We start from the raw sequence: 14,091 nt of genomic DNA on the forward strand, positions 1-14,091 counted from the left end.
CGCCGGCGCGACGGCCCCGTACGGGACCGTCACCGGCCGGAAACCCCAAATGCCATGCACCTGACATACAGGAATCGGCAAGGGGAACCACCGGTGCGGGAGACAGTAGGGAAACCCCGGATGAAGCCGATACGGGGAAATCCCTTGTCGCGGCTCAGGGCCGGAAGGGTCGGCGGGCGACGCCCGGCGCGGCGGCCGCCCGGCCCGCCCTCCGGGCGGACGGCGGGAGGGAGAAGGCAGGGCCTAGGCCCTGTCTTCAAACTCCCGTCGTCGCCCGAAGGGCGGCCTCGCGGCGTCAGGTGCGTGCTCTCGGCGTGCCGGGTGCGGGCCCTCGTACTGGACGTACTTGGGTCTGCGCCCGGTGCGGCGAGAGTGCGTGCATGGCGTCGCGAGGCAGACGGGAGTTTGAAGGCAGGGCCTAGGGCCGCCGCTCCGCCGCGGGCCAGAACGCGCGCAGCGTGCGCACCGCATCGGCGATCGCCGGGCGGCGCGCGGCGCCGGTGCGCCACAGCGCGTACAGCCGCCGCACCGGCAGCGGTTCGAGCCGTACCGCGACGGCCTCGGCGGGCAGCGGGCCCCGGCCGAGCCGGGGGATCACCGCGATGCCCAGGCCCGCGGCGACCAGGGCGATCAACGTCGGGTTCTCGTCGGCCTGGTGGACGATACGGGGCTCGCTCCCGGCCGCGCGCATCGTCCGTACCAGCCAGTCGTGGCAGACCCGGCCGGGCGGCTGGCAGACCCACCGCTCGTGCCGCAGGTCCTCGTGGCGTACCACGTCACGGGCGGCCAGCGGATGCCCGGCGGGCACCAGCAGGTCGCACAGGTCCTCGCCGATCAGCGCCAGTTCGACGCCGGGCGGCGCGGGCAGCGGCGCGATGTCCCAGTCGTGCGCCACGGCCAGGTCGACCGCCGCCTTGGCCACCAGGTCGACCGACAGATGCGGGTCGACCTCGCTGAGCCGGGTGTCGAGCGCCGGATGCCGCCGCGCGAGGTCGGCCAGCACTCCGGGCAACAGCCCGCGCGCGGCGGAGGGGAACGCGGCGATGGTCAGCCGCCCGGACGGCAGCCCCCGGCGCTCCTCCAGGTCGGTCTCGGCCCGCTCGACGATCGCCAGCAGCTCCTGTCCGGCGGCGGCCAACTGCCGGGCCTCCTCGGTGAGGCGCACGCCGCGGCCCTGGCGTTCGAGCAGGGTCGTACGGGTCTCCCGCTCCAGCTTGGCGATCTGCTGCGAGACGGCGGACGGGGTGTAGCCGAGCGCGGCGGCCGCGGCGCCGATGGTGCCGTGCACGGAGACGGCGTGCAGGGCACGCAGCCGGGCCAGGTCAAGCATCGAGCGTCCTCCCGCCCCGGCTCCCCAGTGATCTGGTCTCTCTGGTTCATCCGGTTTATCTGGTCCGACAAACCGTAAGCAGTGCTTCATTCAATCATGCAGACATCCGCGCTGGTGCTACATGGTCATCGGCCGGGATGCTCGACGCATGCGACCCGCACACATCTGCCTGGCCGTTCTCGTCGCCGCCGTCTGGGGCGTCAACTTCGTCGTCATCGAGATCGGCCTCGGCCACTTCCCGCCCCTGCTGTTCTCCGCGCTGCGCTTCCTGGCCGCCGCGGTGCCCGCGGTGTTCCTGGTGGGGCGGCCGTGCGTCGGCTGGAAGTGGCTCACGGGCGTCGGACTGGCCCTGGGGGTGGCCAAGTTCGGGCTGGTCTTCGCCGGTATGGACGCGGGGATGGGGGCCGGGCTCGCCTCGCTGGTGCTCCAGATCCAGGCGGTGTTCACGGCGCTGCTCGCGTTCGCGCTGCTCGGCGAACGGCCGGGCCGGGTGCGGGCGTTCGGGATGGGCGTGGCGTTCGCCGGGATCGGCGTGGCCGCGTACGACGAGGGCGCCTCGGGTCCGCTGCTGGGCTTCGCGATGGTGGTCGCGGGGGCCTTCGCCTGGGGTTTCTCCAATGTGCTGACCCGCAGGGCCGCCCCGCGGGACGCGCTGAACTTCATGGTCTGGGTCAGCGTCGTACCGATCCTCCCGCTGCTGCTCCTGTCGTTCGCCCTGGAGGGCGGGGACGAGATCGGGCGGGCGCTGGGCGGGCTGGACTGGGCGGGCGTCGGCGCGATCCTGTTCGTGGCCTGGGTGTCCACCCTCTTCGGCTTCGGCGCCTGGGGCTGGCTGCTCCGCCGCCACCCGGCCTCGTCGGTCGCGCCCTTCTCGCTGCTGGTCCCGGTGTTCGGGATGTCGTCCGCGGCCATGATCCTGGGCGAGGGGGTGAGCGGGCTGCGCTGGTGCGCGGCGGTGCTGCTGGTGGGCGGGGTGGCGGTGACGTCGTTGGGACGGCCTGGCCGGAAGACGACCCCCGCTCAGCGGCCACGACCGACGTCGCGGCCGCCGAGCAGGATGACCGCATAGTGATATTTGCTGCTTCACCACAAGCAGACCGATGGATCTTCATGGGTTCGCCGCACGCCACACCATTCATCCGCCTCCCCCGCTGCTCAATCAACAGATGTCCCTAGGCCGAACCCCGCCGCCGGAGACGGCGGGATAGTGTTCCGGCCAAGCAGTCGGGGGCGGCGCGAGCGTGATCCCCTCTGCGCGGCACCGCGAAGAAAGACATGTAGGGGAATGAGAACAAGGCCTGGCCCGCTCCGTCATTCACTCGACGTATGGAGTGAACTCCCGCAGTCATTCAGGAAAGCCGCACTGGAACGGTCGGCGACCGGAGCGCCCGGCGTCCACGACGGAATCAGCGGATCCAAGGGGACGTGGCGCCCGCTGCGGCCGACCTTCGTCGACCGGGCCCACTACGACGAGCTGGGACGCGTCTCCGCACGTCTGATGCGGCTGGTCCTCGACGCGTGCCGCCGTCGGGCCGCCACCGTCGGCGAACTCCAGGACGTGCTGGGAGTGGCCGGGGCCACCGTCCCGCTCCTGTCCCGGACGGAGCCGCTCAGCGATGACCTGCTCGTCGCGGCGCGCCCCGACATCGTCTATCGCGACGGTGTCCCCTGGTTCGTCGAGTTCAACATCGACGGGGCGCTCGGCGGCACACTGCAAGCGGATTTGCTCGCCGCGCGATTCCGTGACCTCTATCGCCCGATTCCCGGCGGAGAGCGCATTGACACACCGCCTTCCGCGGTGGATTCCCGGTTCGCTGAAATACGTACGTCATTGGAACTCCCCCAGGGCTCGCGGGTCGCCATTCCCGTGTTCCGGAAAGGCGCGGCGCCCGGTCTGGAGGACCCGGACGCCTTCCTGGCCTGGCTGGAACCGATGTGCGCGAGCGGCGGCCGCCACGGCATGGAGACCGTCGCCTGCCTGATGGACCAACTGGAGACCGACGAGCACGACGCCCTGCTCCTGGACGGCCGCCGTGTGGACGCGGTGTTCCGCCTGTTCCTCAGCTGCGACCAGCCGCCGAGCGACGGCCTCGACGCCCTGATCCGCGCCGTGCGCGCCGGGCAGGTACGGATGCACACGTCCGAGGCGACTTGGCTGCTCAGCGACAAGACGACCCTGGCCTGGCTGTGGGAGGACAGGGAGTCCCTCCCGGAGTCCGACCAGTCGCTGATCGAGCGGCATCTGCCCTGGACCGCCCTCTTCCCCGGCCCGGCGGCCGACGGCGCGGAGCTGCTGCGGCACGCCCTGGCTCACCGCGCGGAGCTGGTTCTCAAGCCCGTCGGCGGATACGGCGGCGGGGGTGTGGTCCTCGGCCCCGAAGTCTCCGACGAGACCTGGCGCGACGCGCTGTCGCGCGCGGAGCGGGAGGGCGGTCATATCCTCCAGCGCCATGTGACGCCCGACTGTCTCTCGCTGGACTTCTACGACCAGAAGACGGGCGCGGTCGAGCACGCCGACGTCCCCTTCGTGCTGGGCCCGTTCATGTTCGGCGGCGCCCCCTCGGGTGTGCTGATCCGGCATGGGGTTCCCGGTGGCGGTCCCGTACTCAACGCGCACCACGGCGCCCTGATGAGCTCCGTCCTGCTGGTGGACCGATGCTGAGCGGGTTCCGCAAGCGGCGGGACGACGCACAGCAGACGCAGAAGTCCCCGAAGGCACAGCAGACGCAGCAGACGGGGAGCACGCCACAGACGGGGGGTGCCCAGCGCGAGCGGCTCGGCTCGCCGTTCCGGCTGTTCCAGTCCGCCGTGGTCTCCTCGGATCTCGCGGACGGCATCTACAAGATCGCGGTCCCCCTGCTGGCCCTCGGGATCAGCCGCTCGGCGGTGGCGGTCAGCGTGGTGGGCCTCGCGGTCCGGCTGCCCTGGCTCATCGCCACGCTGCCCGCCGGGGTGGTCGCCGACCGGTGGGCGCCGCGTACCGTGATGCGCTGGGCCTCGGCCATCCGGCTGCCGCTGGTGATCGTGATGTGCGCACTGGCCGCGACCGACCGGCTGCCGCTGTGGGCGCTGGTGGTGACCGCCTTCCTGATCGGCTGCGCGGGCATCTTCGTCGACGTGGCCGCGCAGTCCCAGCTGCCCCGGCTGGTCCCGGTGGGACAACTGCCTCGGGCCAACGCGTCCTTGCAGTCCACTCAGATGTTCCTCGCGCAGCTGCTCGGGCCCGCCCTCGGCGGATACGTGGTGGCGCTCGGCTCCGGCGGCGGCCTCGCCGTCGTGGTCGCGCTGTACGTGATCACGGTGTGGACGCTCGGGCTGCTGCCCGCGGCCGTCGTGAAGGCGGCGAGCCACGATCGACCGGAGCGGACGGCCCAGGCCGGTTCCGGTGCCGAGGCCGGCGCCAAGGCCGCCCCGCAAGGCGGGAAGCGGACGTCGCTCCGCTCGATGGCCGGCGAACTCGGCGCGGGTCTGCGGTACTTCCGGGGCCGCCGGGACCTCGCCCGGCTCGCGACCGCGGCGGCCGTCAACAACCTCTCGTACTCGATGTGCCTGACCATGCTGCCGTTGTGGGCCGTGACGCCCGGTCGGCTCGGCCTCTCCGAGTCCGGATACGGGCTCCTGCTCACCTGTCTCGCCGTCGGCAGCATCCTCGCCGGTCTGGTGACCGGGCGCGTCCTGAAGCTGATCGGCGACGGGCCGGTCATGCGGGGCGGGGCTCCGCTGCTCGGCGTCTGCTTCCTGTGCCTGGCCGTGCCCAGCGTGCCGGTCGTCGCCGGGGGACTCTTCGCCTACGGACTCGTGTCCATGGTCTGGAACGTGGCGGTGGTCTCCTACCGTCAGGCGACCATTCCGCTGGCCCTCTTCGGCCGGGTCAACGCCGCCTACCGATGGCTGACCTGGGGTGTGATCCCGTTCGGATCGGTGATCGGCGGGGCACTCGCCTCGACCGTCGGCATCACCTGGGTCTTCCTGACCGCGGGCGCCCTCCCGCTGATCGCGGGGGTACTGCTTCCCCCGACCCGCCCAGGGGCCACGGGCGTACAGCCCGGCAAGGACGCCAGCACCGACACGGAAGCCGCCAGCACTGACACCGCCGTCAGCGCCGAGGCCGCCGACACGACCGCCGCACAAACCGGCACGCCCCGCTCGGCGCGGGACTGACCCGCCCGGCCGCCGCACACCGGTCGGCCTGCCCGTTCTCCCTTATCTCCTGCCCTCATCCGCACCGACTCCACGGAAGATGGTGTCCCCGCATGTCGTTCCTGCATGACCTGCTCACCACGCAGGCCACGTCGGCCCCCACCCGCACCGCAGCCCTCTACGGGGACGCGTCGGTCACCTACGCCCAAGTCGAGGCCGACGCGGACCGGATCGCCGCGGCCCTCGCCGCTCAGGGCGTCCGTCCCGGCAGCCGTGTCGGTCTGCATATGTCGCGCTCCCTCGCGCTGCTTCCCGCCCTGTTCGGCGTGCTGCGCGCCGGCGGGGTCTGCGTCCCGGTCGACCCGGAGGACCCGGCCGACCGCCGCGCCACGATCCTGGAGCACTCGGGCGCCGAACTCGTCGTCACCGAGCGTGCCCTGCTCAGCGAGCCCTGCCCGCGGGACATCCGTCTCGCGGCCGTCGAGGACCTGCTCGACAGCGGCGTCGAGCCGCTCGGCCAGCCCGTCGAACTCGCCCCGGACGCCCTGGCGTTCGTGTTCTACACGTCCGGCTCCACCGGTACGCCCAAGGGCGTGATGCTGACCCACCGCGCCCTGCTCAGCGGCCAGCGGTGGCTCCAGCGCACCTTCCCGCTCCTGCCCGGAGACCGGCAGCTGCTGCGTACCACCCTCAGTATCACCAACCTGGTCCGCGAGGTCTTCTGGCCGGTGCTCTCGGGCGGTGCCGTGGTCATCGTCCCGCCGGGCGACCACAAGGACCCCGACCGCCTAGTCGAGTTGATCAACAGCGGGTCCGTGACGACCCTGATGGTCGTCCCCGCCCTGCTGTCCGGGATCCTGGAGAACCCCGCGTTCGCGGCCAACACCTCCCTGAAGTACGTCTTCTGCAGCAGCGATGTGATGCCCGGCGCCCTGCCGGAGAAGTACTTCGCCAGCGGCCTGAACGCCCGGCTGTTCAACGTCTACGGCCTGACCGAGGCTCTCTACAGCACATACTGGGAATGCCTGCCCGGCGTCGGGTACGAGGGCTTCGTCCCGGTCGGCCACCCGGCCGAGCTGACACCGCGGGTGCTCGACGCCGACCTCAACCCGGTCGAGACGGGCGAGCTGTGCATGGCGGGTACCGGCATCGCCGAGGGATACGACCGGATGCCCGAACTCACCGCCGCGAAGTTCGCCGAGACCTCCCAGGGCCGGGTGTTCCGCACCGGCGACCTGGCCCGGCGGACCGAGGACGGCCGACTCGAACTCCTCGGCCGGATGGACGACCAGGTCAAGATCGCTGGCTACCGGGTGGAGCTCGGCGAGGTCGAGGCGCGGCTGCTGGAAATCCCCGGCGTCACCGGCGCGGTCGCCTCCGGGCTGCGCGGCGCGGGCGGGCACCAGCGCCTGGTCGCCCATCTGACCTGCCCAGACGAGCCCCCGACCGCCGCCGCGATCCGCGCCCACCTGGCGGACCGGCTGCCGTACTACATGGTCCCGGCCACGTTCACGGTGATCGACGCGATCCCGCTGACCCACAACGGCAAGGTCGACCGCCGCTCCCTGCACGAGCTGCGGGGCGCCCAGCTGGAGCTGGCGGAGGACTACACCGCGGCCCGCGACGAGCTGGAGGGCTACCTGTGCGCGCTGTGGTCCGAGACCCTGGACCTGCCCGCCGTCGGCATCCACGACAACTTCTTCGCGCTGGGCGGTGACTCCATCCAGGGGTTCCTGATCAGCGCCAAGGCGAACCGCGAGGGCATCGACCTGAGCGCCACCCAGGTCTTCGCGACCCCCACCGTCGCCGAGACCGCCGCCTTCATCGAGGAGCAGCGGCGCACACGGCCCGCGCCGACCGGCTCCGCCGAGCCGGAGTCCGCCGAGCCGGAGGGCTTCACCCTCTCGGACGAGGACCTGGCCGCCGTACGGGAGTCCGCCCTCGACCCCGACGGCGTCGAGGCGGTCTACCCGCTCACCGAGATGCAGAAGGGCATGCTCTTCCACTCGCTGCTCGATCCGGGCTCGGGCGTCTACTTCGAGCAGTTCCTGTACGCGATCGACGGTGAGGTCGACCTCGACGCCTACCACCAGGCGTGGCAGCGGGTCGTCGACCGGCACGAGATCCTGCGGGTCTGGATCGCCACGCGAGGCCTGTCCGAGCCGCTCCAGGCCGTGCAGAACAAGGCCGAGCTGGGCTGGACGGTGCTCGACTGGTCGGACCGTACCGAGGCGGAGCAGACCGAACTCCTGGAGCGGTACCTGGACGACGACCGGCGCACGGGATTCGCCTACGACCGGGCGCCCCTGTTCCGGCTAACCCTGGTCCGGCTCGGCGCGACCCGCTACAAGCTCGTGATGAGCTACCACCATCTGATCCTCGACGCGTGGTCGCTGTTCGTCCTGCTGCGCGACTCGCTGGAGATCTACCACGCGAAGCTGGAAGGCCGCCTGCCCGAGCTCCGGCCGACGCGTTCCTTCGGCGACTACGTCGCGTATCTGGAGCGGGAGGACATCGCCGGCGCCCGCGACTACTGGCTGCGGCGGCTGGCCGGTTTCCGCCGCCCGACCGTGATCGGCCGGTCCTCCCAGCTCGGTCTCTCCGCCAGTTCCCAGGAGATGCATGCCGAAGCGCGTCTGGACCTCGGCGAGGAACTCACCGAGCGGCTCCTCGCCTACGGCCGCGCCAACCAGCTGACCCTCAACTCCCTGGTCCAGGGCGCCTGGGCGGTGGTCGTCGGCGGCTGCAGCGGGCAGGACGACGTCTGCTTCGGCATCACCATCACCCACCGGCCGGTGGCGCTGACCGGTGTCGAGGACATCGTCGGCATCTTCATCAACAGCCTCCCGATGCGGGTGGGTCTGGAGCCTCAGCAGCCGATCGGCGACTGGCTGCGGGAGATCCAGCGCACCCAGGTCGCGGCGCGCTCACACGACCACTACCCGCTGCCGCTGATCCAGCAGCGCACCGACCTGCCGAGCGGCCAGCCCCTCTTCGAGTCGCTGCTGATCTTCGAGAACTTCCCCCGCGGCACCGGCTGGTCCGGGCGCGGCGGCGTGCACGTACGCCAGGAGCGCTACGTCGGGTGGACGAACTACCCGTTCGCGATTGAGGCGATGCCGGAGGAGCAGCTGTTCTTCCAGGTCAAGTACGACCTGGCGTTCTTCGACGCGGAGTCGGTCGATCGCATTCTGAAGGCCTTCCGCGGCGTGCTGGAGTCCATCGCCGACGGCGGTACGGAGTCGGTGGGCAAGCTCGCGGAGCACATCGCGGCCCACCGGCCGGGCCCGGCGGCCGAGCCGCTGCCCGACGGCGCGGCCGAGCGGGCGCTGTTCCCGGCCCGCGGCGCCGGCGCGAGCGCCGACGTCGCCACCGCGCCCGGCACCGAGGACGAGATCGCGCTGGCCCGGATCTGGGCGCAGGTGCTCCAGGTCGAACAGGTCGACGTCCACACGCCGTTCCTGGCGCTCGGCGGCAGTTCCCTCGCGGCCATGCGGCTGGTGTCGCTCGCTCAGGCGGAGGGCTTCGACTTCGAGCTGAGCGAGCTGTTCACGGCGGACGGCACCGTCCACCGGCTCGCCGCGGAGGGGGCTGACCAGTCGCTCTAGGCGATCCAGGCGATCTGGACGGTCAGGCGGAAGAAGCAGACGAGCGGCCGAAGCGGACGGCGGACGGCGGACGGCGGACGGCGCACAACGCACGGCGTCGGCGTCGGCGTACGGCGGAGAGCCCACGGCGGACAGCGGTCAGGAAGGGACACCACGGTGGAGGACACACGGTTGGACGCCGGGGGGCGGGATGTGCTCGCGCTCCTCGACGAGTTGGCCGAGCACGGCGTCGTGGTGCGCTCCCGCCGCGGCCGGTTGTCCGTCGACGCTCCCGAGGACGCGCCGCGCGACCTCCTCGACCGGCTGAAGGCCGCCGAGGAGCCCGTCCTGGACGCGATCGCCGCCCGCCCCGGCCTCCCCGGCCCCCGCGTTCCGGCGCCGGGCGAGGGGGCCGGACCGGGCGCCGCCCCCCGGCCGTTCCCGCTGACCGATCTGCAGAGCGCGTACCAGGTCGGCGAGTCGGACTTCCCGCAGCTGGCCACCCCGGCCTATGTGGCGCACGGCTTCGAGGTGCCGGACTTCGACGCCGAGCGTTGGCGCGGCGCGCTGCGCACGGTGCTCACCCGGCACGAGATGCTGCGGTGCGCCGTCGACGAGGACGGCCTCCAGCGGGTCGTGGCGCTCGACGACGGCTGGGGCCCGGTCCGGGTGGACTGGCGTCATCTGGACGCCGCGGCGGCCCGCGAGGCGTTCTACCGAGAGCGCGAGACAGCGGCCGCGCTGCTGCCCGCCCTGGCCGACGGACCTCAGCTGGGCTGCGCCGTCTACACGGCCCGCGGCACCACGTTCGTCCTGCTGTGCCTGCGGCTGTTCGTGCTCGACGCCCGGTCGATCGGGCTGGTCTGCCGGGACCTGGCCGAGGCGTACGAGGGCCGCGCACCCTCGGCGACGGCCGTGCCGCCCGGCGCGTTCGCCGACTATGTGAACGCCCTGGCCGAGCACCGGGGCAGCCAGGCCTACCGCAACGCGGTGGCGCACTGGCAGCGGCGCGCCCCCGTACTGCCCGGCCCTCCGGAGCTGCCGGAGCTGACCAGACCCGCCGAGGCGCGGTTCGCCAGGGTCAGGCACCGGCTGCCCGCGCCCGTCTGGGAGCGCTTGCGCGAGAAGGCCCGCGCCGCCGGTCTGTCGGCCAACACCGTGCTCTGCTCCTCCTACGCCGAGGTACTGCGCCGCTGGTCGGGGCAGGACTCGTTCTCCCTCACGGTCCTGGTCGCCACACGCGGCATGCTGGCGGCGGGCGCGCCGGAGTCGGCCTCGGCCTCGGCTCTGGACGCCTGTGTGGGGAACTTCGGCGGCACGCTGCTGCTGGAGTGCGACGGGAAGGGCACGTCCTTCGCCGAGCGGGCCGCGGCGCTCCAGCGGCGGCTGATGGCGGATCTCCCGCACGCCTGGCTGTCCGGGGTCGAACTGGCCCGCCGGGCCCGTCGGCGCCAGCCAGGTGCGGCGGTGGGCAGTCCCTTCGTCTTCGCCTCCGGTCTCGACGAGTCGACGGCCGACGCGCTGCCGCCGCATCTGTGCGCCACGGGCTGGGAGCTGGTCTTCAAGTCCATGCACACCCCGCAGGTCCTCATCGACCACCAGGTCTCCGAGGAGGACGGGCAGCTCGTCTGCACCTTCGACCACGTGGCCGACGCGTTTCCCGACGGCCTGGTCGAGGAGTTGGCGGCGGCCCACGCCGACCTGCTGCACCGGCTGGCCGACGCCGAGGACGCCTGGGCGGCTCCGGCGCCGCCCCCGCTGCCCGCAGCCCTGCTGACGGCCCGCGAGGCGGCCAACGACACCGCACGCCGCTTCCCCGGCGGCGGGGTGCTCGACGGGCTGCGCGAAGGAGCTTCCCGTACCCCCGAGCGGGTCGCCTTCCACGGCGTGGACGGGACGGTCACCTACCGCGAGGCGGCTGACCGGGTGGCCGCGACGGCCGGGGCTCTGCGCGGGTGCGGGGCGGCAGCGGGCGAACTGGTCGGCGTACTGGCGCGGAAGGGGCCCGGACAGTACCTGGCGGCGCTGGCGGTGATCGCCGCGGGAGGCGCCTACGTGCCGCTCGGCGCGGACTGGCCGGTGGCCCGCCTCGACGCGCTGCTCGGTCGGCACGGCATCGACCGGGTCCTGGCCGACGCGGAGGGCGCGCGGCTCCTGGCCCGGCTGGACCGGACGGTCACCGTGGTCGACGTGGACGCCTCCACGCCCGAGCCCACGTCCACGCCCACACCCGAGCCCGCACCCACACCCGAGCCCGCACCCACACCCGAGCCCGCACCCACGCCCACGCCCGAGCCCGAGCCGGTCGGGCTTCGGGTGCCCGAGCCCGACGAGCTGGCCTACGTCATCTTCACCTCAGGTTCGACCGGCGCCCCCAAGGGCGTCGCGATCCCGCACAGCGGCCTGCTCAACACCGTTCAGGACGTGGTCGAACGCTTCGGCGTCGGACCCGACGACCGGCTGCTGTCGCTGTCCGAACTGCACTTCGACCTGTCGGCCTTCGATCTGTTCGGCGGTCTGTACGCGGGCGGCACCGTCGTGGTCCCGCCCTGCGGCCCCCGCCCCGACCCCGAGCTGTGGGCGCACTGGGTCCGGCACAGCGGTGCGACGGTCTGGAACACCGTGCCCGCGCTCCTCGAAATGCTCCTCGACCACCTCGGCGAGCGGGCCCCGGAGGTGCTCGGCGGGCTGCGGCTGATCCTGCTCAGCGGCGACTGGATTCCGCTGGACCTGCCCGAACGCGTCCGGCGGGCGAGCCCCAAGGCCGAGATCGTCGCCCTGGGCGGGGCGACCGAGGCGTCGATCTGGTCCAACTACCACGTCGTGGACCGGATCGAGCCGTCCTGGAAGTCCGTCCCGTACGGGCTGCCGCTGGCCAACCAGCGCTATCACGTACTCGACGCGGCCTTCGCGGACGTCCCGCACTGGGTGCCCGGCGAGCTGTTCATCGCCGGTGACGGACTCGCCGCCGCGTACTACGGGCAGCCCGAACTCACCGAGGCCCGATTTCCCCGCCATCCCCGCGGCGGCGAACGGCTGTACCGCACCGGCGACCACGCCCGGTACCGGCCCGACGGCACCCTGGAATTCCTCGGCCGGGTGGACAGCCAGGCCAAGGTGCGCGGCTACCGGGTGGATCTGCTGGAGGTCGAGCAGCGGCTGACGGCGCAGCCGGAGATCCGGGCGGCGGCCTGTGTGGTGACGGGCACCGGGGCCGCCAGCCGTCTGATCGCCTTCGTCGTCACCGAGCCCCGCGCGGGCGAGGCCGCGACGGGAGACGACGGCGCGCGTGGCGACGGGCCCGCGCCCACCGGCGACGGCGGCACGCTCGACCCGGCGGCGCTCCGCGCCCGCCTGGGCGCGGCCCTGCCCTCGTACGCGGTGCCCAGCGCCTTCCGCTCCGTTCCCGCGCTGCCGCTGACCGCCAACGGCAAGCGGGACGCGCGGGCCCTGCTCGCCCTGGCCGACGAGCACGCCGCGCACGGCGACGCCGTCGGCCAGAGCCCGGCGGACCGGCCGCCGCGCACCGAGCGGGAGGCGGCGCTCGCCCGGCTGTGGCGGGAGGTATGCGGCACGGACGTCCGCTCGGTCGACGACGACTTCTTCGCGGTCGGCGGCAGTTCGGTGTCCGCGGTGCGGCTGGTCCGGCGGATCGGTGAGGAGTTCGGGGTACGGCTTCCGCTGTCCAGTCTCTTCGAGGCGAGCACGATCGCCGCGCAGTGCGAACTGCTCGACCACCGTGTCCACCGGTCGCTGGTGCCGATCAGACCGGCGGGCGAGACGGCGGTGGTGCTCGTCCATCCGGTGGGCGGGCATCTGCTGGGCTACCGCGACCTGCTCGACGCGCTGCCCGCCTCGTACGCCGTGTACGGCCTCCAGGCCCCCTCGCCCCGAGAACTTCCCGGCACACTGGAGGAGTTGGCGTCCCAGTACGCGGCCGCGCTCGGTGCGCTGGACCGGCCGGTCCAGCTGCTGGGCTGGTCGATGGGCGGTGTCATCGCCGCGGAGATCGCCCGCCGGGCGGACCTCGTACGGGTGCGGTCGCTGACGCTGGTGGACAGTTTCGTGGCCGCGGGCGACACCACCGCCGACACCGGCACCGGCACCACCGCCGACACCGGCACCACCGCCGACACCGACATCACCACCGACGACATCGCCGCCACCGACGACGAGTCGGCGTCCGCCGTCGGCTTCTTCACCGACTACCTCGGCCAGGGAGACGGCCCGCACGGTGAACCGTCCGTGCCCCGCGGCCACCCGGACCCGTTCGCGCACCTCGCCTCGGTCCATCTCCCCGACGAGCCGCCCCAGGCCCTGCGCGACCTCTACGACCAGTACCGCGCCCTGCGTCGACTGCTCCTGGACCACCGGCCGCGGCCACTGCCGCCAAACGCCCCGCTGCTCGTGGTCACGGCCGAGCACGAACGCCCCGACGCCTTCCGGGGGCTGGTGCCGCTGCACCGGCATCCGGGCGGTCTCGTCCCGGCCACGGCGGCGGTCCACCCACTGCCTGAGACGCACTACTCGGTGGTCCGCCCGGCCTCCGCCCGGCTCATCGCGGACCTGCTCCACACCCAGCTATCGAAGGGATCGGCATGACCAGCAGAACGATCAAGGACATCGTGGTCTTCGGCGAGTCCGCGCCGGAGAACGTCAAGAACGTCGAGAAGGGCCCGGACCGCTGGATCTCCGGCGAACTGGCGATCACCAACACCCTGCACTTCACCAGCCCCGACGGCGCCTTCACCTCGGGCGTCTGGGAAGGCACACCGGGCAAGTTCCGGGCGGTGTACGAGGAGGACGAGTTCTACCACATGCTGCACGGCCGGGTGATCATCGCCGACGACGACGGCAACGCCCGCACCTTCGTCCCCGGAGACACCATCGTCGTCCCCGCCGGATTCACCGGCACCTGGGAAGTCCTGGAGCCGACCAAGAAGTTCTACGCCCACTACCGCCCGGCCGGTAACGCCCAGACCCCTCCCGCCGTCCAGGCCGACTGACCTGGCACGGAGAAGAGAGAGGAGAGCG

At 72.6% G+C, this 14,091-nt stretch carries 7 protein-coding genes; 6 read left to right on the top strand and 1 reads right to left on the bottom strand.

Annotated features, from left to right (window positions below; genetic code table 11):
- Positions 1–418 precede the first annotated feature (418 nt).
- The gene (locus ACX6XY_RS06145; protein ID WP_460327226.1) at positions 419–1,330 is read right to left on the bottom strand and encodes a LysR substrate-binding domain-containing protein; all 912 of its coding nucleotides are present in this window, start codon (positions 1,328–1,330) and stop codon (positions 419–421) included.
- 148 nt (positions 1,331–1,478) lie between these two features.
- On the opposite strand from ACX6XY_RS06145, the gene ACX6XY_RS06150 reads away from it, so the two are divergent.
- The 6 genes from ACX6XY_RS06150 (at position 1,479) to ACX6XY_RS06175 (ending at position 14,063) form a co-directional block, all read left to right on the top strand.
- Entirely contained in the window at positions 1,479–2,399 is a 921-nt protein-coding gene (locus tag ACX6XY_RS06150; RefSeq protein ID WP_460327228.1) for an EamA family transporter, read from the top strand.
- A gap of 216 nt (positions 2,400–2,615) precedes the next feature.
- A complete protein-coding gene (locus tag ACX6XY_RS06155) occupies positions 2,616–3,992 on the top strand; it encodes a hypothetical protein (protein WP_460327230.1) in 1,377 nt (458 codons plus the stop codon).
- Positions 3,986–5,491: an MFS transporter gene (locus tag ACX6XY_RS06160; RefSeq protein WP_460327232.1), complete on the top strand. Its 1,506-nt coding sequence runs from the start codon at positions 3,986–3,988 to the stop codon at positions 5,489–5,491. Before ACX6XY_RS06155 ends, ACX6XY_RS06160 begins: the two co-directional genes overlap by 7 nt.
- Before the next feature lie 92 nt (positions 5,492–5,583).
- Positions 5,584–9,078, top strand: coding sequence for an amino acid adenylation domain-containing protein (locus tag ACX6XY_RS06165; protein WP_460327235.1), 3,495 nt, complete (start codon positions 5,584–5,586; stop codon positions 9,076–9,078).
- 156 nt (positions 9,079–9,234) lie between these two features.
- On the top strand, positions 9,235–13,659 hold the full coding sequence (locus ACX6XY_RS06170; RefSeq protein WP_460327237.1) for a non-ribosomal peptide synthetase: 4,425 nt from the start codon (positions 9,235–9,237) through the stop codon (positions 13,657–13,659).
- Complete coding sequence (locus ACX6XY_RS06175; RefSeq protein ID WP_460327239.1) at positions 13,656–14,063, top strand: cupin domain-containing protein; 408 nt, start codon at positions 13,656–13,658, stop codon at positions 14,061–14,063. The genes ACX6XY_RS06170 and ACX6XY_RS06175 overlap by 4 nt, the downstream gene beginning before the upstream one ends.
- Positions 14,064–14,091: the final 28 nt, after the last annotated feature.

Source organism: Streptomyces sp. O3 (assembly GCF_054788135.1).

Bases quoted from the DNA above. Each gene is read 5' to 3' on its own strand.
- ACX6XY_RS06160 (WP_460327232.1), top strand. From the start codon at position 3,986: ATGCTGAGCGGGTTCCGCAAGCGGCGGGACGACGCACAGCAGACGCAG.
- ACX6XY_RS06155 (WP_460327230.1), top strand. From the start codon at position 2,616: ATGAGAACAAGGCCTGGCCCGCTCCGTCATTCACTCGACGTATGGAGT.
- ACX6XY_RS06150 (WP_460327228.1), top strand. From the start codon at position 1,479: ATGCGACCCGCACACATCTGCCTGGCCGTTCTCGTCGCCGCCGTCTGG.
- ACX6XY_RS06165 (WP_460327235.1), top strand. From the start codon at position 5,584: ATGTCGTTCCTGCATGACCTGCTCACCACGCAGGCCACGTCGGCCCCC.
- ACX6XY_RS06145 (WP_460327226.1), bottom strand. From the start codon at position 1,330: ATGCTTGACCTGGCCCGGCTGCGTGCCCTGCACGCCGTCTCCGTGCAC.
- ACX6XY_RS06175 (WP_460327239.1), top strand. From the start codon at position 13,656: ATGACCAGCAGAACGATCAAGGACATCGTGGTCTTCGGCGAGTCCGCG.